Here is a 23,569-nt window from a genome sequence, read left to right on the forward strand (position 1 = left end):
GTGAGCAGGGATGCTGGACGACACCCATTCGGAACAGGACTAGAGACTCAAGTGGCACGGGACTACTACGGAATCCTCGGCGTCGGGCGCAACGCGTCCGACCAGGAGATCAAACGCGCCTACCGCAAGCTGGCCCGGGAACTGCACCCCGACGTCAACCCGGATCCGGACGCGCAGGAGCGGTTCCGCGAGGTATCCACCGCTTACGAGGTTCTCACCGACTCCGAGAAGCGCCGCATCGTCGATATGGGCGGCGACCCGATGGAATCGGCGGGCGCGGGCGGCGGCTTCTCCGGCGCCGGTTTCGGTGGTCTGGGCGATGTGTTCGAGGCCTTCTTCGGCGGTATGAACGCCACCAGTTCGCGCAAACCGCGCGGCCGGGTGCAGCCGGGCGCGGATTCGCTGCTGCGGACCCGGTTGTCGCTGGCCGAATGCGCGGTCGGCGTCACCAAACACCTCACCGTCGACACCGCGGTGCTCTGTGATCTGTGCCAGGGCTCGGGCACCAACGGCAATTCCAAGCCGGTGCGCTGTGAAACCTGTGGCGGCGCGGGTGAGGTGCAGACCGTGCAGCGGTCCTTCCTGGGACAGGTGATGACGTCCCGGCCGTGCCCGACCTGTCGCGGCACGGGCGAGACCATCCCCGATCCCTGCCGCAAATGCGGTGGCGACGGCCGGGTGCGTGCCCGCCGCGAGATCGCCGCGCCGATTCCGGCGGGTGTGGCCAACGGCATGCGGGTGCGGCTGGCCGCGCAGGGCGAGATCGGCCCGGGCGGCGGACCGGCCGGTGATCTGTACGTCGAGATCGTGGAGCAGCCGCACGACACCTTCGTCCGCGACGGCGACGATCTGCACTGCACGATCCGGGTACCGATGGTCGATGCCGCGCTCGGCGCCACGGTGGTCATCGACACCATCCTGGACGGGCCCACCGAACTGACCATTCCGCCCGGCACCCAGCCGGGCGAGGTGTCGGTGCTGCGCGCTCACGGCATGCCCAAGCTGCGTTCCAGTGCGCGCGGTGATCTGGTCGCGCATCTGGACATCGTGATTCCGACCAAACTGGACAACAAGCAGTTCGACCTGCTGCGCAAGTACCAGGCGATGCGCAACGGCGAACACACCGAGGTGCTTTCGGCCCAGTCCGAACACAACAGCGGATTGTTCGCGCGGTTGCGGGCCTCCTTCAGCGGTCGCTGAAAACGCCGTGGCCGCAACGGTTTTCTATCTCGACGAGATACCGCCGGTCGGCGCGGTCGCGGTGCTCGACGGTCCCGAGGGACGGCACGCCGCGACCGTGCGCCGCATCCGGGTCGGCGAGCCGATCACGCTCTCCGACGGTGCGGGACTGCTCGCCGAATCCGAGGTCGTGGCCACCGGGCGGGATCGCCTGGATCTGAAGGTGCTCGACCGCGTGGTCGCCCCGCCCGTGTCGCCGGCGGTGACGGTCGTGCAGGCACTGCCCAAATCGGATCGTTCCGAACTCGCGGTCGAATTGATGACCGAGGCGGGCGCCGACGCGATCGTCCCATGGCAGGCCGCCCGGTGTGTCGCGAACTGGGAAGCCAAGGCGCGCAAGGGCGTCGACAAGTGGCGTGCGGCGGCCCGGACGGCGGCCCGGCAGTCACGGCGGGCCTACATCCCCGAGGTCGCCGATCTGCATCGCACCGCGGATGTGGCCGAGCTGGTCCGGAAAACCGTCGCGGACAACGGCATAGCGATCGCCCTGCACGAATCCGCGACGGCGCGATTCGCCGAGCTGGCGTTCCCGCGGACCGCGCCGATCGTGCTGATCGTGGGCCCCGAAGGCGGTCTGGACGACTCGGAATTGGATGCGCTCACCGCGGCGGGAGCTACCGTCGCGCTCCTGGGGCCGACGGTGTTGCGCACCTCCACCGCCGCGGCGGTCGCGCTCGGTGCGCTGGGGGCATTGACTCCGCGCTGGTAGGTCCCGGATCCGGCCGGCGTCCGCGGTCCACGGTGCGGTGCGGTCGTCAGGCGGGGCCGGAAGTTCCGATCTCGGACGGGCCGGCGGTAGGCCGGGACCGGGAGCCCTCGGTTCGCAACCGCAATCCGAGGCAAGCCACCAGACCCGCCGCCACGACGATCAGCACACCCACGTACAGCGCCAATCCGGCCCACCCGTGCCAGCTGTAGGCCAGGCCGGCCAACGCGCCGACGATCGAACTGCCGACGTAATAGGCGAACAGGTACAGCGAGGACGCGGCCGCGCGATTACCCGTCGCCGTGGCGCCGACCCACGCGCTGGCCACGGCGTGCGCGCCGAAGAAGCCCGCGGTGAACAACAGCAGACCCGGCAACAGGATCGCCAGATGATCCGGAATGGTCAGCAGCAGGCCGATGCTCATCGTCGCGAGAGAGATCGCCACCACCGGGAAACGGCCGAGCCGATCGGCGAACCGGCCCGCCGCGGTGGACGAGACCGTGCCCGACAGATACATCAGGAAAACCGCACCCGCGGTGGCCGCGGACAAACCGAACGGCGACTGGATGAGCCGGTAGCCGAGGAAGTTGTACACCGAGACGAATCCGCCCATCAGCAGGAAGGCCAACCCGAACAGCGGGAGCAGCGCGCGGTTGCGCAGATGCGTGGCGAGGTCGCCGAGCAGCGCGCCGACGCCGAGGGGCCGCGCGACGAAGTATCGGGAGGGCGGCAGCATCCGCACGAACCACACCGTGCACAGCGCGGCGGCCACCGCGAAAATCGCTGCGCCCCAACGCCAGGACGCCACCTCCAAGGTGAAGGCGGGAATCAGCCGGCCGGCCAGACCGCCGATGGTGGTGCCCGAGACGTAGATGCCCATCGCGGTGCCCAATCCGGCCGAACCGATCTCCTCGGCGAGATACGCCATCGCGACCGCGGGCACGCCGGCCACGGCGATGCCCTGGACGGCCCGCCCCGCGAGCATCAGGTCCAGACTCGGGCTGAAGGGCAACAGCAGACCGATGACGCTGGTCGCCACCGCGGACGCGATCATCACCCGGGTGCGGCCGTACCGCCCCGACAGCACGCTCACCGGCACGATCGCCACCGCCAGCAGACCCGTCGTCAGCGATACCGCCAGTGCGGCGTGCGCGGGCGTGGCGCCGAAGGCCGTCGACAGGCTCGGCAGCAGCGCCTGCGCGCTGTACATCGACCCGAAGGTGGTGAGTCCGGCCGCGAACAGCGCGAGGGTGATCCGCCGCTCGTGCCGCGCGTCCTCGGCCGTCCGGACGGGAGCGGTGGTCACGGTCGCGCTGGTCATGCCTCCACCGTGGCTCCACATGGCTGGAAAAGGAAATGCATAATGATCGGTAAGTTGATGCAATTTCCGCATTAGCTGAGCTGAGCGCGGGGAGCCTGCCGATGGCGAGTGACGATTTGCACTGGTTTCTGACCCTCGCCGAACTCGAACGCGTGGGTGCGGCGGCCGATCGGCTGCATCTGGCCCAGCCCACGCTGTCGCGCATGCTCGCCCGGTTGGAACAGCGACTCGGCACGCAGTTGTTCGATCGGCACGGTAAGCGGCTGACGCTCAACGAATCCGGGCGCATCTTCTACGAACACGCCCGTCGCGCCCAGGCCGAACTGGACGCCGCGAGCCGGGCGCTCGCGGATCTGGCGAATCCGGCCCGGGGGTCGGTGCGGCTGGCGTTCGTCCATTCCTTCGGCGGGCGGGTCGTGCCGGAGCTGATCGCCGGCTTCCGGCGCGTGTCGGGGCGGATCACGTTCCGGCTCGATCAGGGACCTGCCAACGTGGTGGCCGCCGAGGTGCTCGACGGTACGGCGGATCTCGGTCTGACCTCACCCGAACCGGCGCTGCCCGGGCTGGGCTGGCGCACGCTGTTCCGGCAGCGCCTCGCCCTCGGAGTTCCGGTCGATCATCGGCTGGCGGGCCGGCGGCAGATCCGGCTGGCGGAGGCCGCGGAGGCCGAATTCATCGCCATGCCCACCGGCTACGGGATGCGCAGAATTCTCGACGAGCTCTGTGCCGCAGCGGATTTCCGTCCGCGGATCGCGCTGGAGTCCAGTGATCTGGTGACCGTGTCGGGTCTGGTGGCGGCGGGGCTCGGAGTGGCGCTGCTGCCGTTGGAGGAGCCCGCGGTGCGGGGGCCGCAGCCCGGGCCGGTGCTGGTTCCGCTGTCGGATCCGGGTGCCTCCCGCGCGGTCGGACTGATCTGGTCGGCCGACGCGGTGCCCGGCGACGCGGTGCGCACCTTTCGTGAGTTCGCCGTCGAATGGTCGCGCGGGAGCGGGCGGTGAACGAACGGTGACGACCGCTCATCTTCCGGGCGAGCGGCCTCTGAGCTGGGGCTGGAGATCAAATAAGTGGGCGGTGTCGGTGCCGCGCGATAGACTTTGAGGAAAGGAGAGGATCCGTTCGAGACCGGAAAGCAGGCCATAGCCCCTTTTGCGAACATCAGGCGATATCGGCGACCCGACAACCCCCACGACCGGCATCGGAGCCGGTGCCCCCGGCAATGGTAACGGTTCGGGTCCAGCGGCCCGGACGGTGCGGTCCAGCATCGAACTAGCCCCGGAGTCCGTATTCGGATTCCTCGGTTCCGCCGATGCGAACCTGCGTGAACTCGAAGGTCTGCTCGACGCCGACATCCACGTGCGCGGGAATTCGGTCACCCTCACCGGTAAGGCCGCCGACGTGGCGCTGGCCGAGCGGGTGGTCGAGCAGCTCGTGGCGTTGACCGCGCACAATCGCGTCGTCACCCCGGAAGCGGTCCGGCACACGGTGTCCATGCTGACCGAGGGATCCTCCGACTCCCCGGCCGAGGTGCTGAGTCTGGACATCATCGCCCGGCGCGGAAAGACCATCCGCCCGAAGACGCTGAACCAGAAGCGCTATGTCGACGCCATCGACGAGCACACGATCGTCTTCGGCATCGGCCCGGCCGGTACCGGGAAGACCTATCTGGCGGTCGCCAAGGCCGTGCAGGCGCTGCAGAGCAAGCAGGTCACCCGCATCATCCTCACCCGTCCGGCGGTGGAGGCAGGGGAGCGGCTGGGATTTCTGCCGGGCACGCTGAACGAGAAGATCGACCCGTATCTGCGTCCGCTCTACGACGCCCTGCACGACATGATGGACCCCGAGGCGATTCCGAAGCTGATGGCCTCCGGCGTGATCGAGGTCGCGCCCCTGGCGTATATGCGCGGACGCAGCCTCAACGACTCGTTCATCATCCTGGACGAGGCGCAGAACACCACGCCGGAACAGATGAAGATGTTCCTGACCCGGCTCGGTTTCGGCTCGAAGATCGTCGTCACCGGCGACGTCACCCAGGTCGACCTGCCGGGCGGCACCCGATCCGGGCTGCGGGTGGTCAGCGACATCCTCACCGATATCGACGACATCCATTTCGCGGAGCTCACCTCCAGCGACGTGGTGCGCCACCGGCTGGTCTCGGACATCGTCGACGCCTACGACCGCTACGAGTCCGACGCCCGGCCGCAGGTGGCGCGGCACTACCCGGGCGGCAACCGCGCCCAGCGCCGCGCGGCGGACAAGGCGGCTCGCCGCTGAGTGGCCCGAGCGGCTCGCCGCTGGTGTGGTGGTGAGGCCATGCGCGGCCCCCATTAGGCTGGCAGGGTGAGTATCGAGATCGCCAACGAGTCGGGCATCGACGTATCGGAACCGGATCTGGTCAGCGTCGCGCGGTTCGCGATCGAGCGGATGGACGTGCATCCGGCGGCCGAATTGTCGATGGTGCTCGTCGATCTCGACACCATGGCCGATCTGCACATGCGGTGGATGGACCTGCCGGGTCCCACCGACGTGATGTCGTTCCCGATGGACGAACTCGAACCCGGTGGCCGTCCCGACGGCGCCGAACCGGGCCCTTCGATGCTCGGCGACATCGTGCTCTGCCCGGAATTCGCCGCCGCCCAGGCCGGTAAGGCCGGCCATTCCCTCGACCACGAACTGGCGCTGCTCACTGTCCACGGGGTGCTGCATCTGCTCGGCTACGACCACGCCGAGCCGGAAGAGGAGAAGGTGATGTTCGGCCTGCAGAACCGCCTGCTCGCCGAATGGTACGAAAGCCTGCGCGAGGCCGCCCGCCGAGCCGAACTGGCCGAACGCGACCGACGCCTGCTGGGGAAGACCGGATTCACGGCCCCGGGCGACCCCCTGGACCCCGCATGAGCGGTCAGGGCCGGAGGCGGCAGCGCAGCGTCACCACGCAGGCCCGAGCTCATGCGGCGGTTGAACACAGCATGAGCGGTCAGGGCCGGAGGCGGCAGCGCAGCGTCACCACGCAGGCCCGAGCTCATGCGGCCATCGAACACAGCATGAGCGGTCAGGGCCGGAGGCGGCAGCGCAGCGTCACCACGCAGGCCCGAGCTCATGCGGCCGAGGGTAGAGCGTGAACTGGCTGATCCCACTGTTGCTGGCGATTCTGCTGGTTCCGGTCGGCGGTGTCTTCGCGGCGATCGATTCCGCGTTGATGACCGTTTCGCCGGCGCGGGTCGACGATCTGGTCCGCGCCGACCGTCCGGGCGCCCGCCGGCTGGCCCGGATCACGATCGACCGGCCGCGCTATGTGAACCTCATGGTGTTGCTGCGGCTGACCTGTGAGATCGCGGCGACGGTCCTGCTGGCCGCCGCGCTGAGCGAGGTGCTCAGCTGGGGATGGGCGCTGGCTGTGACCGCGGTGATCATGGTCGTGGTCGACTATGTCGTCATCGGTGTCGGCCCGCGCACCCTGGGCCGCCAGCACGCGTATTCGATCTCGCTGGCGGCCGCGCTGCCGCTGCAGGCGATCGGGGCGCTGCTCGGACCGGTGAGCCGGTTGCTGATCATGATCGGTAACGCCATCACCCCCGGTCGCGGATTTCGCAACGGCCCCTTCGCTTCCGAAGTGGAGCTGCGTGAAATCGTCGATATGGCGCAGCAGAGCGGTGTGGTCGACTCCGAGGAACGCCGCATGATCCAGTCGGTGTTCGAACTCGGCGACACCGCGGCCCGCGCGGTAATGGTGCCGCGCACCGAGATGGTGTGGATCGAAGCGGACAAGGCGGTGGCGCAGGCTATGTCGCTGGCCGTGCGGTCCGGGCACTCGCGCATTCCCGTGATCGGTGAGAACGTCGACGATATCCTCGGCGTGGTCTATCTGAAAGATCTTGTGCCGTATGCGGATCGGGGCCGCAGCGTGCAGGTGCGGGCGGTGATGCGCCCGGCCGTGTTCGTGCCCGATTCGAAACCGCTGGACGCCTTGCTCGACGAGATGCAGCGTCGCCGTAACCATATGGCGCTGCTGGTGGACGAATACGGCGGAATCGCCGGGCTGGTCACCATCGAGGATGTGCTCGAGGAGATCGTCGGTGAGATCGCCGACGAATACGACACCGACGAGATCGCGCCGGTGGAAGAGTTGGGCGAGGGCGTCTACCGCGTCTCCACCCGGCTGCCGGTCGAAGATCTGGGCGAGCTGTTCGGCCTGGAGATCGAGGAGGAGGACGTCGACACCGTCGGCGGCATGCTGGCGCACACGCTGGGCCGGGTGCCGCTGCCGGGATCGGAGGTCGTCGTGCACGGGCTGCTGCTGCAGGGGGAGGGCGGCGCCGATACCCGCGGCCGGGTGCGGGTGCACACCGTCGTCGCGCGCCGCGCGGAGGAACCGGACGAAATGTCGGGCGCGCTCGCGGATGCGGTGCGCGGCGACCGTCAGGGGCGGGAAGAGACGTCGAGATACGAGAACGGAGATGGCGATGACCGAGGGTGAAACCGCCGATTTGAACGCCGAGGACGGCAAACTGCTGGTGCTGGCGCGCGGTGCGATGGGACGCACCGGCGGGGTGGCGGGCGCGGCGATCCGCGATACCGACGGCCGCACCTACGCCGCGGGCACGGTGGAGCTGAACGCGCTGTCGCTGTCCGCGCTGCAGGCGGCGGTCGCGGCCGCGATCTCCAGCGGTGCGGAGGGCTTCGAGGCGGCGGTGCTGGTCGGTGGTCAGGATTCCGATCCGGGGGTGGCCGCGGTGCGTGAGGTGAGCGCGTCGGCGGTCGTCATCGTCACCGATCGCAAGGGCGCCGGCTACCGCACCGTCGCCGCCGGAACCGAGTCGGCGCGATGAGCGTCCAGCAGCCCGGCGAGGGCGAATTCCGTTCCGGCTTCGTGTGTTTCGTGGGCCGGCCCAACACCGGCAAATCCACGCTCACCAACGCCATGGTCGGCCAGAAGATCGCGATCACGTCCTCGCGGCCGCAGACCACCCGCCACACCATCCGCGGCATCGTCCATCGCGACCATGCCCAGCTGATCCTGGTCGACACTCCCGGACTGCACCGGCCGCGCACCCTGCTGGGGCAGCGCCTCAACGATCTGGTGCGCGACACGTACTCCGAGGTCGACGTGATCGCGCTGTGCATTCCGGCCGACGAGAAGATCGGCCCGGGTGACCGCTGGATCGTCCAGCAGGTCAAGCAGATGGCGCCGAAGACGACGCTGATCGGCGTGGTCACCAAGATCGACAAGGTAGACAAGCCGCAGGTCGCCGAGCAACTGCTCGCGGTCTCGCAACTGCTGGGCCCCGAGGCCGAGGTGGTTCCGGTGTCGGCGGCCAAGGGTGAGCAGGTCGAGCTGCTCGTCGATGTGATCGCGTCCAAGATGCCGGAGGGCCCGGCGTTCTACCCCGACGGGGAGCTGACCGACGAGCCCGAGGAAACCCTGATGGCCGAACTCGTTCGCGAGGCGGCGCTGGAGGGTGTGCGCGACGAACTGCCGCATTCGCTGGCGGTGGTGATCGAGGAGGTCATGCCGCGCGAGGAACACGAGGACATGCTCGACGTACATGCCCTGCTGTACGTGGAGCGGCCGAGTCAGAAGGCGATCATCATCGGCAAGCGCGGCGCCCGGCTCAAAGAGGTCGGCACCGCGGCGCGCAAGCAGATCGAGCACATCCTGGGCACCCGGATCTATCTGCATCTGCACGTGAAGGTCGCCAAGGACTGGCAGCGCGACCCCAAACAGCTGCGCAAGCTGGGATTCTGATCGTCGTTCCCACGAGAAATCGGTCCGACCGGTGCGGCTCCGATCGATGACGTCGCCATCTGTGATCTCCGTCTCGGGGCGCGCGCGAAACCCAGCGCGAAGCTGGTCATCCGTCCATATCGGAGTCGCAGGTTGGCCGTAGTCGAATTGTGATGTCCGGTTCCGGTATTTCCGCAGGAGCGCGCGAACTGTGTGCGCACGCACATTGTGAGACGGGCCTACGATCCTGGCGTGAAGTGGATGTCCCGGGCGTTCGGCTCGAAAGAGCTGCCGCCGCAAGTGCGTTCGGATCTGGAATCGGAAGGGATCGTCGTATTCGGCCCGGTGAGTGGATCGCTGGCCAGACGCAATTATCGGACACCACTGCACTACGGTTCTTCCAGTTGGGAGAATATCGTCGGCGGAACCATCGGGATGAGCAGAAAACGCCTGGTCATCTGGGGGAATCGGGAGGCGTTGGTCGACGTCTGGCTGGGCCATCCCGCCGTCACGATGGAGTTGCAGGGCCCCGAACGCATACTCGTCGAGGCCGACCGGGGCGCGATCGACCCGATTCGCACCGGCTGGACAACCCTCATGCTGCGCACAATTCACGCACCGCGCATCGCGCAGCTCTACGCGGAGGGCTTGCCGCGCAGCGTGTGAGGCGGCGCGGGTCGGCACTGTCGCTCGAAGCGGGGAGGGTGTTCGAGGGCAGGCCGGGGCCGAGTGATCCGGCCGGAACGGCGGGGGAGCGTCTCACCCGATCGAGTGGCGTGGGGCGTGGGGATCGGTCGGCCCGGCGTGGGAGACTGTGAACGTGTTGTTGTATCGGGACCAGGCGATTGTGCTGCGCCAGCACAAACTGGGTGAGGCCGATCGCATCGTCACGCTGCTCACCCGTCAGCACGGGCTGGTCCGGGCGGTGGCGAAGGGTGTGCGCCGCACCCGGTCGAAGTTCGGCGCCCGGCTGGAACCGTTCGCCTATATCGACGTGCAGCTGTATCCCGGACGCAACCTCGACACCGTGACACAGGTGCATACCGTGGAGGCGTTCGCCGCCGATATCGTCGCCGACTACGGTCGCTACACCACCGCCTGCGCGGTGCTGGAAACCGCCGAACGCCTCGCCGGCGAAGAGCGCGCCCCCGCACCCCGCCTGCACACCCTGACGGCCGGCGCCCTGCGCGCGATCGCCGCCGGCCGGCGCCCGCACGAACTGATCCTCGACGCATTCCTGTTGCGCGCCATGGGTTTCGCGGGCTGGGCGCCCGCCCTCGACGAATGTGCCCGGTGCGCGACCCCCGGCCCGCACCGCGCCTTCCACGTGGCCGCCGGGGGAGCGGTCTGCGTCCACTGCCGCCCGCCCGGCTCGGCCACGCCCTCGGTCGGAGTCCTGGAATTGATGAGTGCGCTCAATCGCGGGGACTGGACCGGACTCGACGCGGTCGCCGAGTCCGTCCGCCGCCAGGCCAGCGGGCTCACCGCCGCTCATTTGCAATGGCATCTGGAACGGCAGCTGCGGACCTTGCCGTTGATCGAACGCTCGCGTCCGCACGAGGCGGCGGAGCCGCCGGCCTCGCGGGTGGGATAACCCGGCCGCCTACCCGAGGTCGGCCAGCTGCGGGACCGCCGGCGCCATGCCCTCGATCCATGCCGCGGGCGAGCTCGTGGTCGGGGTGATCAGCACCGCGTCGATGCCCACTTTCGCGTAATCGGCCATGCTGCGGACGAATTCGTCGCGAACGTCCGGATTCGGGCGCGGATTGTTGGCCATGATCGTGGTGCGGATGGTGTCGAAATCGCGGCCGACGTCGTCGCAGTGGCGGCGCAGCACGTCCAGCTTGTGGGCGACATCCTCCGGCGAGGTGCCGAACAGATTGCAGGCGTCGCCGTACTGTGCGACCAATCGCAGCGTCTTCTTCTCGCCGCCGCCACCGATCAGCACGTTCGGGCGATGGATCGGCTGCGGTGAGCACAGCGTCTCGGCCAGCTGGTAGTACTTGCCCTCGAACGGCCCGTTGTTGTCCGGATCCCACATCTGCGCGCAGATCCGCAGTGTCTCCTCCAGCCGCTCGAACCGTTCGGCCAGCGGCGGGAACTCGACCCCGAGCCCGCGGTGCTCCCGCTCGAACCAGGCGGCGCCGATACCCAGCGTGGCCCGGCCGCCCGACAGCACGTCGAGGGTGGTGACGATCTTGGCGAGCAGCCCCGGATGCCGATAGGTCACGCCGGTGACCAGCAGCCCGAGGTCGATCGAGCTGGTATGTGCCGCAAGGTATCCCAGCGTGGTGTATCCCTCCAGCATGTTCGCCTCGGCCGGTAGGCCGGTCGGCTCGATCTGGAAGTAGTGATCCATGAACGACAACCAGGTGGCGCCCGCCGCCTCCGCGGCCTGCCCCACTCGCGCCAGCTCACCCGCGATCGCGGTGGTGCCGCCGTCGATATCGAAGATAGGAATGTGAAACCCGAGCTCCATGGAGTTCTCCTCGTCAGTGACTGACTTCCCGGGGGAGAACGCTATGCCCTGGAGCGCACTCCAGGTCAAGAGGTTTCCCGGAATGCGGGCCCTCCGTGCGGCTCGGACGAGGTAACTTCACTCGAAGGTCCCACCCAACCTTACGGAGAAAGCTTCGATGTCTCACGAACTGGTCGAGTTCGATACGGAGAAGGCGCATTCGGCGCGGATGTACGACTACTACCTCGGCGGCAAGGACAACTATCCGGCCGATCGCGAGGCCGCGTCGAAGGTGATGGAGGTATTTCCCGAGACCGCGCAGGCGGCACGCGCCAATCGCGAATTCGTCCATCGGGCAGCGCGTTTCGCGGCGCGCAACGGCGTGCGGCAATTCCTCGACATCGGTACCGGAATTCCGACCGAACCGAATCTGCACAACGCCGTGCAGGCGGTCGACCCGCACTGTCGCGTGGTGTACGTCGACCACGACCCGCTGGTGCTGGCGCACGCCCGCGCGCTGATGATCGGCTCGGAGGAGGGGCGTACCGAATACATTCCCTCCGATGTGCGCGATCCGGACGTGATCCTCGGCTCCGAGGCGTTCCGCGCGGTGATCGATCTGTCCCGGCCGGTGGCGCTCAACCTGGCCGCGATCATGCATTTCGTCACCGACGAGGAGGGCGCCTACGACATCGTGCGCACCTATATGGACGCGTTCGCGCCCGGGTCGTACCTCAGCATCACCCACGCCTCCAGCGATGTGAACCCGGAACGGCTCGCGAAGGTGGCGGCGGTCTACGCCCAGGCCGGAATGAAGGTCGCCCTGCGCAACAAGGCCGAGGTCACCCGTTTCTTCGACGGACTGGAGATCATCGAGCCCGGCGTGGTTCCGATGCACCGCTGGCAGCCGAATCCGGACTTCTACATCCCGGAGGAACGGCTCGCGTGGGCCGACGAGGCGTTCGGCATCTGGGCCGCGGTCGGCGTCAAGCGCTGAATTCCCACGGCCCCGGTCACGTGCGATGCGCGGTGATGCAGGATAGGTGGCGTGATCGGTAACCGCTCCCAGACCACCCGCACGATTCGTCCGCCGTCACCGCACCCGTCCGGCGCCACTCCGCCCGCGCTGCCGCCGGAATTCGTGCCCAGGCATGTGGCGCTGGTGATGGACGGCAACGGCCGGTGGGCGCAGGATCGCGGGCTGCCGCGCACCGCCGGGCACGAGCGCGGCGAGGCGGTGCTGATGGACACCGTCGAGGGGTGTATCGAGATCGGCGTGAAATGGCTTTCCGCCTATGCCTTTTCGACCGAGAACTGGCGGCGCAGCCCGGACGAGGTCAAGTTCCTGATGGGCTTCAACCGCGACGTGATCCGGCGCCGCCGCGACGAGATGCACGAGATGGGGGTGCGGGTTCGCTGGGCGGGCCGCCGCCCGCGCCTGTGGCGCAGCGTGATCAAGGAGTTGGAGATCGCCGAGGAGCTCACCAAGGACAACACCGTGATGACGCTGACGATGTGCGTCAACTACGGCGGTCGCGCCGAAATCGCCGACGCGGCACGGGAAATCGCGCGGAAGGTCGCGGCCGGACAGCTGGATCCGGAGAAGATCACCGAATCGACCTTCGCGAAGTATCTCGACGAACCGGATATGCCGGATGTGGATCTGTTCCTGCGGCCCTCCGGTGAGCTGCGCAGCTCGAACTTCCTGATCTGGCAGTCCGCTTATGCGGAATTCGTCTTCCAGCACACCCTGTTCCCCGACTTCGACCGCCGCGACCTGTGGGAGGCCTGTGTGGAGTACGCCAAGCGCGATCGCCGGTTCGGTGGCGTGAAGTGAGCAACGATCTGACCGTCGCCCGGGAATTGCAGGCCCAAGCCGCCGCCTGCCTGCGGAAATGCGATATCGCCGTGCGGGAGGAGGACGGCGGCGCCCTCGGCTTCGAATACGAGGGTGCGCTGTGCTCGCTGCGCGGCGTCACACTGGCGCCCGGCCTGGACGTTCTCACGCTGACCTGCGTCCTAGCGTGGGATCGTCCCTTGAAGCCGCAACTGCACAAGCGGGTCGCCGATCGCAACAACGCGCTGCAGTTCGGTTCGCTGACCATCATCGCCCACGAAAAACTGGCCGACGTGCTGCTGCGCTACACCTTCCCCGCGGCGGGCCTCGACGACGACGCGCTGGCGACGATGCTGCTGCTGGTCCTCTCCGGCGCGGGCCGCGCCCGCCAGGGCCTGGTGCCCTGACCGGCGGGCGGGCGATCAGCGCCCGAGGTGGGCGCAGTCGCGGCAGGTGCCGAACACCTCCATGGTGTGGCTGATGTCGGTGAAGCCGTGCTCGCCCGCGATGGCCGCGGCCCAGGCCTCCACGGTGGGACCCTCCACCTCGACGGTGCGTCCGCACTGGCGGCAGACCAGGTGGTGATGGTGGCCCTTGGAGCACTGCCGGTACACGGATTCACCTGTGTCCGTGCGCAATACGTCGACCTTGCCGGCGTCCGCGAGCGACTGCAGCGTGCGGTACACGGTGGTCAGGCCGATGCCCTCACCGCGGCGGCGCAGTTCGTCGTGCAGCTCCTGGGCCGAACGGAATTCCTCGATATCGCCCAGCAGGGCGGTGATCGCACTGCGCTGGCGGGTGCTGCGAATTCCGACAGTCTTCTCGGCGGTGCCCGTCTTCTCCGGCACGATCATCCTTCCTCGGCGTGTGCGACGGCGTCGACGACGATGCGTGCCAGATGGTCGTCGACCAGTTCGTAGATCACCTCACGGCCGGTGCGTTCACCGCGCACCACGCCCGCGGACTTGAGAATGCGCAGGTGCTGGCTGACCAGGGGCTGTGTGACGCCCAGCGTGTCGACCAGCTCGTGCACACAGCGCGGCGATTCCCGCAGCTGCAGCACGATCGCGATCCGCACCGGCGCGGCCAGCGCGCGCAGCAGTTCACCCGCGTTGTCGAGGGTGGTGCGGGCGGGGACCGCGGGGGCCGTCGGGGCGCGATAGGGATACGGGTCGTGCGGGATCGGCGCGGGCGCCTCGACGGCGACGCGGCTTCGACGCGCGGGGACACCGCTGTCGGCGGTCATCGAACCAACTCCTTATTGGAAACCGATGCCATTATTGATATGCATAAGTGCGCATGTCAAGGAGGCGGGCCGTCGATACTGCTTCGCGGTGCGCCCGGGGGTGTCGCTAGGCTGGGGCGAATCGTTCCACCCATCATCCAGAGGGAGAGCTCGTACCGTGGCACCCAAGTCGAAGATCGACACCGTCGCGAATCTCGCCAAGCGCCGGGGTCTGGTGTACCCCAGCGGCGAGATCTACGGAGGGACCCGGTCGGCGTGGGATTACGGTCCGCTGGGTGTGGAGCTCAAGGAGAACATCAAGAAGCAGTGGTGGCGGGCCATGGTCACCAGCCGCGACGATGTGGTCGGCCTGGACTCCGCGATCATCCTGCCGCGGCCGGTGTGGGTGGCCTCCGGACACGTCAGCGTCTTCAACGACCCGCTGGTCGAATGCCTGAACTGCCACAAGCGGCACCGGCAGGACCATCTGCAGGAGGCGTACGCCGAGAAGCACAAGATCGACGATCCGGACAGCGTGTCCATGGATCTGGTCGGCTGCCCGGACTGCGGCACGGTCGGCAAGTGGACCGAACCGCGCGATTTCAACATGATGCTCAAGACCTACCTCGGGCCCATCGAGTCCGAGGAGGGCCTGCACTACCTGCGCCCGGAGACCGCGCAGGGCATCTTCGTTAATTTCGCGAACGTGATGACCACCGCGCGCAAGAAGCCGCCGTTCGGTATCGCGCAGATCGGCAAGAGCTTCCGCAACGAGATCACCCCCGGCAACTTCATCTTCCGCACCCGCGAATTCGAGCAGATGGAGATGGAATTCTTCGTCAAGCCGGGTGAGGACGAGCAGTGGCACCAGTACTGGATCGACACCCGGTTGGCCTGGTACACCGACCTCGGCATCGACCCGGAGAATCTGCGGCTCTACGAGCACCCCAAGGAGAAGCTCTCGCACTATTCGACCCGCACGGTCGATATCGAGTACCGCTTCCACTTCCAGAGCAGCGAATGGGGTGAGCTCGAGGGTGTCGCCAACCGCACCGACTTCGACCTGTCGACCCACTCCAAGCATTCCGGCACCGATCTGAGCTACTTCGACCAGAACACCAACGAGCGCTACACGCCGTACGTGATCGAACCGGCGGCCGGCCTGACCCGCTCGCTGATGGCCTTCCTGATCGACGCCTACACCGAGGACGAGGCGCCGAATGCCAAGGGTGTCATGGAGAAGCGGACTGTGCTGCGCCTGGATCGCCGGCTCGCGCCGGTGAAGGCCGCCGTACTTCCGTTGTCGCGCAACGCGGATCTGTCGCCGAAGGCGAAAGACCTTGCCGCGCAACTGCGGAAGAACTGGAACGTCGACTTCGACGACGCCGGCGCGATCGGCCGCCGCTACCGCCGCCAGGACGAGATCGGCACCCCGTTCTGCATCACCGTCGACTTCGACACGCTCGAGGATCAGGCGGTCACCGTGCGCGAGCGGGACTCGATGACGCAGGAGCGGATCGCACTCGACCAGGTGGAGGGCTACCTGGCCCAGCGCCTGCTCGGCGCCTGAGTTCACCGCGGCGCGCCCGGGTATACCGAATTCGGACATAACCGAAGACCCGGGCGTCATCGGGACGAATCGCGCGCAAAAGTGGGAGCGGCGGAAATATCGCGGTGGTCCGAGTCGTTCCGGGCACTGAGAATCCGAGATTCGGCGGGCCGACTGCGGTCCGGCCGGGCCCGGCCCACAGGTGCGACGAAAGGTCCTGATCATGGCGCAGGCGGTCAAGTTCGATCGTTACGGCGATATCGATGTACTCGAGGTTCGTGAGGTGCCGGATCCGCAGCCCGGACCCGGCCAGGTCGCGGTCGAGGTGGTGGCCGCGGGCATCAATCCGGGCGAGGCCAAGATCCGCAACGGCTCGCTGCACGAGCTGTGGCCGGCCACCTTTCCCGAGGGGGAGGGCACCGATTTCGCCGGGCGCATCGTCGCGCTCGGCGACGGGGTGAGCGGGATCGCCGTCGGCGACGAGGTGCTCGGATTCAGCGACAAGCGGTCCAGCCACGCCACCCGGGTGGTGGTGCCGGCCCAGCAGGTCACCCCCAAGCCGGTGGGCCTGTCGTGGGAGGTGGCCGGATCGCTGTACGTCGCGGGCACCACCGCCTTCGCCGCCGTGCGGGCCGTGAGCCCGGAGGCCGGCGACACCATCGCGGTGTCCGGCGCGGCCGGTGGAGTCGGATCCATTGTGGTGCAACTGCTTCGGGCCCGCGAGGTGACGGTGATCGGCATCGCCGGGCCGGACAACCAGGACTATCTGCGCGAGCTGGGGGCGGTCGCGGTGGAATACGGTGACGGTCTCGCCGAGCGCATCCGGGAGGCGGCGCCGGGCGGTATCGACGCCTTCATCGATACACACGGCAACGGCTACGTCGAAATCGCCCTCGATCTCGGCGTGAAGCCTGAGCGCATCGACACGATCATCGATTTCGCCGCCGTGGAGAAGTACGGCGTCAAGGCGGAGGGCAATGCGGCCGCCGACACCATCGACGTGCTCGCGCAGCTGGCCGAACTGGCCGCCGCGGGGACCGTCCGGATTCCGATCGCCGCCACCTATCCGCTCGGCGAGGTGCGCGCGGCGTTCGCCGAACTCGAGCGCGGCCACACCCGGGGCAAGATCGTCCTGCTGCCATGACATCTGTCATGGCACAGTCGTGACGCTCGGGCCAGGTACGGCGCCGGGTTCCCCGCGACAGTGGAACCATGACATCAGCAATGACATCCGGTTCGGCGGAACGGGTCGCCGCCGCACCGGTGATCGAGCTTCGCGGATTGACCAAAACCTTCCGCAGCTCCGCCGGGCCCGTCCGCGCGGTCGACGGACTCGATCTGACCGTCACCGCGGGTGAGGTGGTCGCCTTCCTGGGGCCCAACGGTGCCGGGAAGTCCACCAGTATCGACATGATGCTCGGCCTGCTGCGGCCCGACGCCGGAACCGCCCGCCTTCTCGGCGCAACGCCGGCGGAAGCGGTTGCGGCGGGCCGGGTTTCGGCCGTTCTGCAGTCGGGTGGTCTGCTCCCGGATCTCACCGTCGGCGAAACGGTGCGGGTCGTCGCGGCTCTGCATCGGAATCCGCGCCCCGCCCGGGAGGTGTTCGTCCGTGCCGGAATCGACGGCATCGCCGACCGCATGGTGGGCAAATGCTCCGGCGGGCAGCAGCAGCGCCTGCGGTTCGCGCTCGCGCTGCTGCCCGATCCGGATCTGCTGATACTCGACGAGCCGACCACCGGCATGGACGTCGAGGGCCGCCGCGATTTCTGGAACGCCATTCGCGCCGACGCGGATCTCGGCCGCACCGTCGTCTTCGCCACCCACTACCTGGACGAGGCCGACGCCTACGCCGACCGCATCGTGCTGGTGCGGGGCGGGCGGGTCGTGGCCGACGGCAGTGCCGCGTCGGTGAAGAATCTGGCCTCCGGCCGCACCGTCTCGGCGACGCTGCCCGGCGCCGACCCCACGAGCCTGCTCGCTCTCGCCGGCGTGGACCGGGTCGAACAGCGTGGTGATCGAGTGCTGGTGCACGGCAACGACTCCGACGCGGTCGCTCGCTATCTGTTGACCAGGACACCGGCAGTCGACATCGAAATCACCGGCCGCAATCTCGAAGACGCCTTCCTCGCACTGACCGGAGACCACTGAGATGACTACATCGATCGTGCCCGCATCGCATGCCGCCCGCCCGGGCGCCGGCGGATTCAGCTGGGGGTTCCTGCTGCTCGAACTGCGCCGCATGCTGCGCAACCGCCGCACCGTCATCTTCGCGCTGGTGATGCCCGTGGTGTTCTTCGTGATCTTCGGCGCCCAGAACTCCTCCCGCAACGAAACCTACGGCTCGGCGAATGTCACGGCCTACGTGATGGTGTCGATGGCCGTCTACGGGGCGATGCTGGCCACCACCAGCGGCGGCGCCATGGTCGCGGTGGAGCGCGCCGCCGGCTGGGTACGCCAGCTCCGTCTCACGCCGCTGCGCCCGGCCGCCTACGTCGCCACCAAAGTGGCCGGCGCGATGGTGCTCGGATTGTGTTCGGTCGTGGTCGTTTTCGTCGCCGGTGCGGTGACCGGCGCGCATCTGACCACGGCGGCCTGGGTGGGCTGTTTCCTGATCGCGTGGCTGACCTCGGTGGTCTTCGCGGCCTTCGGACTGTTCATGGGCTATGTGCTGCCCTCGGAGAATGTGATGCAGATCCTCGGCCCGGTCCTGGCGCTGCTGTCGTTCGCCGGTGGCTTGTTCATGCCGCTGCACGGCTGGTTCGAGACGGTGTCGAAGGTCTTCCCGACCAACGGCGTCGCGACCCTGGCCCGATTGCCGCTCGGCGACACCGGCGCCGGTTCCGCCGCACTGGCCGTGCTGAACATCGTGGTGTGGGCGTCGGTATTCGCCCTCGGAGCCGCGGTTCTGTTCCGGCGTGACACCGCTCGCTGACCGCCGCGCCGCACCGTCCGCCTCGGTGGACGGTGCGGTAGCGTCGGAATCCGGCGGCGGCCAGGGCAGGAGACGGAGGGTGAGGATGCGGGTACCTCCGGTCGATCGGCCGATCTCCGGAGCGCTGGACCGGATCGCCCGCAGGATGGACCGCGCACCCGCCCCGCATACCGCCATCCAGCATCGACGCCTGTTCTTCGGCGCGGTGCTGGCTTTGATCTGGCTGCTCTATCTGATCGCGCCGATCGTCTCGCAATGGCAGGACGGGCATCGGATGCGGGCCGTCGCGGCGGCGGTATGCCTCGCGGTCTTCTGGGTGCTGACGGCCTCGTGCTTCGGTCCGTTCCGGCAACCGGACTGGGACGAGGGACACGCACAGGCGGTGCTGCCGGTCTCGTACGAGTGGCCGCGATGGCTCGTGGTGGGCGCGCTGGCGGCGCTCGCCGCCGCGATGACCGTACTGCTGGGTGTCACCGGCCTGGGCACCGCCATCTACGTCGCGGCCGCCGCCGTCTTCGTCCTTCCGACCGCGAAATCCGGTGCGGTGGTGGCGGGTACGGCCGCGCTGCTGATCGGCCTGTCGCTGCATTACGGCAGCGCCCCGCTGTATTTCGCCTTCATTCCGGTGGTGATGTGGACCGGTCGCGAAATCGGCCGGCGGCGCGGCCAATTGCGGGAACTGACTCGCCGCCAGCAGGGCGAGCTCGCGATCGTGGAGGAACGCAACCGGGTGGCGCGCGACGTGCACGACATCCTGGGTCACTCGCTGACCGTCATCACCGTCAAAACCGAATTGGCGCAACGGCTGCTCGATTCGGATCCGTCCCGGGCCCGGCAGGAGATGGCCGATGTGGAGAGACTCGCCCGGGAGGCGCTGGCCGGGGTGCGCGATACGGTGGGCGGCCTGCGCGAGGTGTCGCTCGCGAGTGAACTCGTCAACGCGCGCACGGCCCTGCGCGCCGCCGGTATCGAGGCGGAGCTCCCGGACCCGGCCGAACTCCCCGAGCGATACGCGGTGATCTTCGGATGGGTCCTGCGCGAGGCGGTGACGAACGTGGTGCGCCACAGCGGCGCCCGCCACTGCCGGGTACGGGTGAGCGAATCGCGGATCGACATCTTCGACGACGGTAAAGGGCTGTCCGGCAGCATCTTCGGTTCGGGACTGAGCGGCTCGAGCGACCGGGTGCGCGCCGAGGGCGGTGTGTTCACGGTCGACACACCTCCCGGCGGGGGAACCTTGATCGCCGTGGACTTCACCACGGCGGACGGGCACCGCTGAGCGAAGCAACGCAGCGGGCGGACGGCCGGAGTCGTGCCGAGTCGCGACGCCGCGAGTGGCGACGCCCGGCCGGGGTGCGGTGCCGAGGTTCGGCCGGTCGGGCGGTGGCGAGCCTGCCGTCCGGATTAGGGTCGCAGGTGTGCGATGGATGATGTCGGTCGGTGAATCACGGCGGGGGCGACGGCGGTGATCCGGTTGCTGCTCGCAGACGATCAAGCGCTGGTGCGGGGCGCATTGGCGGCACTGCTGGGTCTGGAGTCCGACCTCGAGGTGGTAGCCGAGGTGGGCCGGGGTGACGAGGTTCTCGACGCGGTGCGGCGCACCACACCGGATGTGGCCCTTCTCGATGTGGAAATGCCCGGAATGGACGGTATTTCGGTCGCGGCGCGTCTGCATGCGGAATTCCCGAACATCCGGATTCTGATGGTGACCACGTTCGGCCGGCCCGGCTATCTGCGCCGCGCCATCGACGCCGGAGCCGGCGGATTCGTCGTCAAGGACACGCCCGCACGGGAATTGGCGGATGCGGTGCGGCGCGTGCACATGGGCCTGCGGGTGGTGGATCCGGCGCTGGCCACCGAAACCCTCACCGCGGGAACCTCACCGCTCACCGCACGCGAGCGCGAGGTGCTCGCCGCCGCGGCCGACGGATCGACGGCGGCGGTCATCGCGGGCCGCCTGCATCTGTCCGAAGGGACCGTCCGCAACCATCTGTCGGCCGCGATCGGCAAGACCGGCACCCGCACCCGCGCCGAGGCCGTCCGCGCCGCCGAACGCCTCGGCTGGTTGTGAGCGGCCCAGGTTGATGCGGGCGTAGATTCGCCGATGTGCACCTGACGCAGATCCGCCTGATCGTGTCCGAATTCGACCGCTGCGTGACGTTCTATCGCGACATTCTCGGGCTCACACCGCAAACCGACGACCCGCGCCCGCCCTACGCGGCCTTCAAACCCGAGCTGGGTAGCACGCTCGCTTTGCACGAGCGCGCGAATCTGGCCGCGGCGCTGGGCGATACCTTGCGGTCCGAGGCCGGCCCGCGATCGCCATCGGGCAGCGACGTGGCACCGGTCCCGCCCGCCGACGCGGCGATGGTGTCGCTGCGGGTCGACGACCTGGACGCCTATCTCGCCGAGATCACCGCGCGCGGCGCCGAAATCTCGGGCGAACCAGTCGAATACGACGGCCGTCTCCGCTGCGCCTATCTGCGCGACCCGGAGGGCAACCTGATCGAACTCCAGCAGTGGCTCGCGACCCGCACCGGCGACGCCGTGCCACCGGCACGGTGAGACGACCGGATCAGAACCGCCCGCCCCGGCTGATCCGGCGGGAACTGTCGGATCCCCCGAAAGAGGCCGGGCCCCAGCCGGATCCGCCCATCGAACGGCCGCGGTAGCCGCTGCCCGCGCCGCGCAGCAGACTGTCGATCAGAATTCCGCCCAATACGGCGCCGGCCTGCGAGGTCCCCGACACCGGCCGGCGCGCCTGCCACTCCCGCACATCGGCCTCGGCGGCGTGCAGTGCCCGGGTGGCCAGATCGGCGGCCTGTTGCGCACTGTCCAGTGCCGCCTGCGGGTCCGTGGCCGAAAGCTGCTGCGCTCGATCCAGATTCCGCTGGGCCTCGGCCAGGCGCGTGCGGGGCGCGGCGTCGATACCGCCGCGGCGCGTGTCGATGAAGTCGGCGGCCGCCCGGACCTGGCTCTGCGCGGCGATCACGGCCTGGTCCAGGCGGCGTCGCAGTTGTTCGGCGGCGAGTTTGCGCTCACCGGCCGCCGCGACCGCGCGATCCAGTGCGGTATCGGCCGCGACCGCGCGGTGGAACGTGCCGAGCGGGTCGCGGTCCCCGGTGGTCCGGGCCGCCTCCCATGCGGTGCGGGCGCCGGACATCGCCGCCGCCAATTCCGGGCCGCCGTGTTCGGTCAGACCCCGCGCGGTCTCGAGGTCGCGGCCCAGTTCGTCGATCGCCGCCGGCAGACCGGCTCGCGCCTGCGTGATATCGGTCTCGGCGGTGTCCACGGCATCGAGCAGGGTACGGGCGGCGGTCACCGCGGCCTCCGCGCCGCGAATCGCCGCGACCACCCCACCCTGGCGTCCGACCGGCTCGGCCGCGGCCTGCCTGCCCTGTTCGATCGTGTTCTCGGCGAAGCCGATTCGCTCCCGCGCCATCGTCACGTTGTCGCGCACCGGCGCGGTGACCGATTCCGGTTGTGCGGCCAGCAGCCGCCGCAGCGTCTCTTCCGAGCGCGGCAGGCGCACGGTGAGATCGACCACATCGCGAGTCAGCGCGTCCAGCCGTTGCGGGGCGTCGATCAGCAGATTGCGCATCGCGTCGAATTCGGCCACCTTGTCGTCGAGTTCGGCATCGGCCCGCCCGCAGGTGGCGATCAGCTCGACCAGCAGATCGCGGCGCTGATCAGGAGTTTCCGGGATATCGTCGTCGAGCCGCTGGCGAATCGAAAAGGCATGCGCCATCGCCTGTTTCGCGGACTCGAGCGCGGCGGCGAACGGGGCGGTCGCGGTGGTGCCGAATTCGTCGGTGGCCAGGCGCAGTTCCTCGGCGCTGGCCCGGATCGCGTTGTCGGTGTCGACCAGCACCTGCGCCGAGCGAGCCTCGAGCAGATCCGGCCGGAGCCCGGCCAGCGCGGCGGTGTCGGTCGGGTCGACCGCCCGGGCGGCGTCGGCCTCGGCGCGCCCCCGCGCCCGCCGGCGCAACTGCGAATAGCCCAGCACCAGGCCGATCACACCCAGCACGATCACAGTGATCACGATCAGCGGCCAGATCCCGACACCACCGGAATCGCCCATGGCCGTGGACAATCCGTCGGCCGCGGCCACCGCGGCCTCGGCCCACTGGCCGTTGTGCAGCCGCGGCTCCACCTGATCGGTGAGCAGCGAATTCAGTTCCGCATCGCTCACCGAGGGCGGGAGCGCACCGGTGAAGGCATAGGAGCGGTCGCTGGTCGCGATCGACAGCAGCACATCACGCTCGCCGAACCCGGACGCGGTCGCCGTGCGCTGGCCCCAGGTCTGCGGATCCACGCCACCGAAATCGCGGACGTAGACCACCCACAGCCGCTCCCGGTGCGCGGTGTAGAGCGCGTCCACCGACGCGCGCACGGTGTCGCGCTGCGGACCGTCGAGAACCTGGGCGGAATCGGTGACGTATTCGTTGAGCCGCATCGGCTCGTCGGCGACCGCCGGGCCGCAGCAGCCGAGCACGAACCCGAAGACGATCGACAGCAGCACCGCGAGCAGCGTCGGCGGCTGTGATCGGCGAAGACGCGAGTCCGGCGGCATAGCACGAATG

General features: G+C 68.7%; 25 protein-coding genes. 20 read left to right on the forward strand and 5 right to left on the reverse strand.

Annotation, left to right across the window (positions count from 1 at the left end; translation table 11 throughout):
- Positions 1–51: 51 nt before the first annotated feature.
- Together dnaJ and NE2_RS08805 are read left to right on the forward strand one after the other, a co-directional pair.
- Positions 52–1,200: a molecular chaperone DnaJ gene (gene dnaJ, locus NE2_RS08800; RefSeq protein ID WP_063025485.1), complete on the forward strand. Its 1,149-nt coding sequence runs from the start codon at positions 52–54 to the stop codon at positions 1,198–1,200.
- A gap of 7 nt (positions 1,201–1,207) precedes the next feature.
- A complete protein-coding gene (locus NE2_RS08805; protein ID WP_063025486.1) occupies positions 1,208–1,948 on the forward strand; it encodes a 16S rRNA (uracil(1498)-N(3))-methyltransferase in 741 nt (246 codons plus the stop codon).
- 46 nt (positions 1,949–1,994) lie between these two features.
- Here the strand turns inward: NE2_RS08805 and NE2_RS08810 are convergent, their stop codons facing one another.
- The gene (locus tag NE2_RS08810; RefSeq protein WP_063025569.1) at positions 1,995–3,266 is read right to left on the reverse strand and encodes an MFS transporter; all 1,272 of its coding nucleotides are present in this window, start codon (positions 3,264–3,266) and stop codon (positions 1,995–1,997) included.
- 101 nt (positions 3,267–3,367) lie between these two features.
- On the opposite strand from NE2_RS08810, the gene NE2_RS08815 reads away from it, so the two are divergent.
- The 8 genes from NE2_RS08815 to recO all read left to right on the forward strand — a co-directional run bounded on the left by NE2_RS08815 (position 3,368) and on the right by recO (position 10,579).
- Positions 3,368–4,264 (forward strand): LysR family transcriptional regulator, encoded by an 897-nt coding sequence (locus NE2_RS08815; RefSeq protein ID WP_063025487.1) that lies wholly within the window; start codon positions 3,368–3,370, stop codon positions 4,262–4,264.
- Between the two features lie 196 nt (positions 4,265–4,460).
- Positions 4,461–5,537, forward strand: a complete 1,077-nt coding sequence (locus NE2_RS08820; protein WP_063014712.1) for a PhoH family protein — start codon at positions 4,461–4,463, stop codon at positions 5,535–5,537.
- 66 nt (positions 5,538–5,603) lie between these two features.
- On the forward strand, positions 5,604–6,158 hold the full coding sequence (gene ybeY, locus NE2_RS08825) for an rRNA maturation RNase YbeY (protein WP_030512859.1): 555 nt from the start codon (positions 5,604–5,606) through the stop codon (positions 6,156–6,158).
- A gap of 220 nt (positions 6,159–6,378) precedes the next feature.
- On the forward strand, positions 6,379–7,737 hold the full coding sequence (locus tag NE2_RS08830; protein ID WP_063025488.1) for a hemolysin family protein: 1,359 nt from the start codon (positions 6,379–6,381) through the stop codon (positions 7,735–7,737).
- A complete protein-coding gene (locus NE2_RS08835; protein WP_063025570.1) occupies positions 7,724–8,089 on the forward strand; it encodes a cytidine deaminase-like protein in 366 nt (121 codons plus the stop codon). The genes NE2_RS08830 and NE2_RS08835 overlap by 14 nt, the downstream gene beginning before the upstream one ends.
- Entirely contained in the window at positions 8,086–9,006 is a 921-nt protein-coding gene (era, locus tag NE2_RS08840; protein ID WP_063025489.1) for a GTPase Era, read from the forward strand. Before NE2_RS08835 ends, era begins: the two co-directional genes overlap by 4 nt.
- A 231-nt stretch (positions 9,007–9,237) precedes the next feature.
- Positions 9,238–9,651, forward strand: a complete 414-nt coding sequence (locus NE2_RS08845; protein WP_146165287.1) for a hypothetical protein — start codon at positions 9,238–9,240, stop codon at positions 9,649–9,651.
- A 154-nt stretch (positions 9,652–9,805) separates the two neighbouring features.
- Positions 9,806–10,579: a DNA repair protein RecO gene (gene recO, locus NE2_RS08850; protein ID WP_063014617.1), complete on the forward strand. Its 774-nt coding sequence runs from the start codon at positions 9,806–9,808 to the stop codon at positions 10,577–10,579.
- A 9-nt stretch (positions 10,580–10,588) separates the two neighbouring features.
- Here recO and NE2_RS08855 read toward each other — a convergent pair whose 3' ends face one another.
- Positions 10,589–11,464 carry an LLM class F420-dependent oxidoreductase gene (locus tag NE2_RS08855; protein ID WP_063025491.1) on the reverse strand — a complete coding sequence of 292 codons (876 nt, stop codon included), beginning with the start codon at positions 11,462–11,464 and terminating at the stop codon, positions 10,589–10,591.
- A 157-nt stretch (positions 11,465–11,621) separates the two neighbouring features.
- Here NE2_RS08855 and NE2_RS08860 point away from each other — a divergent pair, with 157 nt between their 5' ends.
- The 3 genes from NE2_RS08860 to NE2_RS08870 are packed head-to-tail and all read left to right on the forward strand — an operon-like array spanning position 11,622 to position 13,687.
- Positions 11,622–12,440, forward strand: a complete 819-nt coding sequence (locus tag NE2_RS08860) for an SAM-dependent methyltransferase (protein ID WP_036522682.1) — start codon at positions 11,622–11,624, stop codon at positions 12,438–12,440.
- A 42-nt stretch (positions 12,441–12,482) separates the two neighbouring features.
- Positions 12,483–13,280 carry an isoprenyl transferase gene (locus NE2_RS08865; RefSeq protein WP_051755092.1) on the forward strand — a complete coding sequence of 266 codons (798 nt, stop codon included), beginning with the start codon at positions 12,483–12,485 and terminating at the stop codon, positions 13,278–13,280.
- Positions 13,281–13,288: 8 nt separating this feature from the next.
- Positions 13,289–13,687, forward strand: coding sequence for a hypothetical protein (locus NE2_RS08870; protein WP_084493910.1), 399 nt, complete (start codon positions 13,289–13,291; stop codon positions 13,685–13,687).
- A 15-nt stretch (positions 13,688–13,702) separates the two neighbouring features.
- On the opposite strand, the gene NE2_RS08875 is transcribed toward NE2_RS08870, so the two are convergent.
- Both NE2_RS08875 and NE2_RS08880 read right to left on the reverse strand, forming a co-directional pair.
- Positions 13,703–14,134: a Fur family transcriptional regulator gene (locus tag NE2_RS08875; RefSeq protein ID WP_106958598.1), complete on the reverse strand. Its 432-nt coding sequence runs from the start codon at positions 14,132–14,134 to the stop codon at positions 13,703–13,705.
- Positions 14,131–14,526 (reverse strand): ArsR/SmtB family transcription factor, encoded by a 396-nt coding sequence (locus NE2_RS08880; RefSeq protein ID WP_227462942.1) that lies wholly within the window; start codon positions 14,524–14,526, stop codon positions 14,131–14,133. Before NE2_RS08880 ends, NE2_RS08875 begins: the two co-directional genes overlap by 4 nt.
- A gap of 157 nt (positions 14,527–14,683) precedes the next feature.
- Between NE2_RS08880 and NE2_RS08885 the strand changes: the two genes are divergently transcribed.
- The 7 genes from NE2_RS08885 to NE2_RS08915 all read left to right on the forward strand — a co-directional run bounded on the left by NE2_RS08885 (position 14,684) and on the right by NE2_RS08915 (position 21,551).
- Entirely contained in the window at positions 14,684–16,075 is a 1,392-nt protein-coding gene (locus NE2_RS08885) for a glycine--tRNA ligase (RefSeq protein ID WP_063025493.1), read from the forward strand.
- A gap of 202 nt (positions 16,076–16,277) precedes the next feature.
- A complete protein-coding gene (locus tag NE2_RS08890; protein WP_063025572.1) occupies positions 16,278–17,198 on the forward strand; it encodes an NADP-dependent oxidoreductase in 921 nt (306 codons plus the stop codon).
- 68 nt (positions 17,199–17,266) lie between these two features.
- Entirely contained in the window at positions 17,267–18,202 is a 936-nt protein-coding gene (locus NE2_RS08895) for an ABC transporter ATP-binding protein (protein WP_063025494.1), read from the forward strand.
- Between the two features lies 1 nt (position 18,203).
- Positions 18,204–18,986, forward strand: coding sequence for an ABC transporter permease (locus NE2_RS08900; RefSeq protein WP_063025495.1), 783 nt, complete (start codon positions 18,204–18,206; stop codon positions 18,984–18,986).
- A gap of 85 nt (positions 18,987–19,071) precedes the next feature.
- The gene (locus NE2_RS08905; RefSeq protein WP_063025496.1) at positions 19,072–20,265 is read left to right on the forward strand and encodes a sensor histidine kinase; all 1,194 of its coding nucleotides are present in this window, start codon (positions 19,072–19,074) and stop codon (positions 20,263–20,265) included.
- Between the two features lie 186 nt (positions 20,266–20,451).
- Positions 20,452–21,057 carry a response regulator transcription factor gene (locus tag NE2_RS08910; RefSeq protein ID WP_063025497.1) on the forward strand — a complete coding sequence of 202 codons (606 nt, stop codon included), beginning with the start codon at positions 20,452–20,454 and terminating at the stop codon, positions 21,055–21,057.
- A gap of 35 nt (positions 21,058–21,092) precedes the next feature.
- On the forward strand, positions 21,093–21,551 hold the full coding sequence (locus NE2_RS08915; RefSeq protein WP_063025498.1) for a VOC family protein: 459 nt from the start codon (positions 21,093–21,095) through the stop codon (positions 21,549–21,551).
- A gap of 10 nt (positions 21,552–21,561) precedes the next feature.
- Here the strand turns inward: NE2_RS08915 and NE2_RS08920 are convergent, their stop codons facing one another.
- The gene (locus tag NE2_RS08920) at positions 21,562–23,559 is read right to left on the reverse strand and encodes a TPM domain-containing protein (protein ID WP_063025499.1); all 1,998 of its coding nucleotides are present in this window, start codon (positions 23,557–23,559) and stop codon (positions 21,562–21,564) included.
- Positions 23,560–23,569 lie beyond the last annotated feature (10 nt).

The organism is Nocardia elegans NBRC 108235, assembly GCF_001612845.1.
Classification (GTDB): domain Bacteria; phylum Actinomycetota; class Actinomycetes; order Mycobacteriales; family Mycobacteriaceae; genus Nocardia; species Nocardia nova.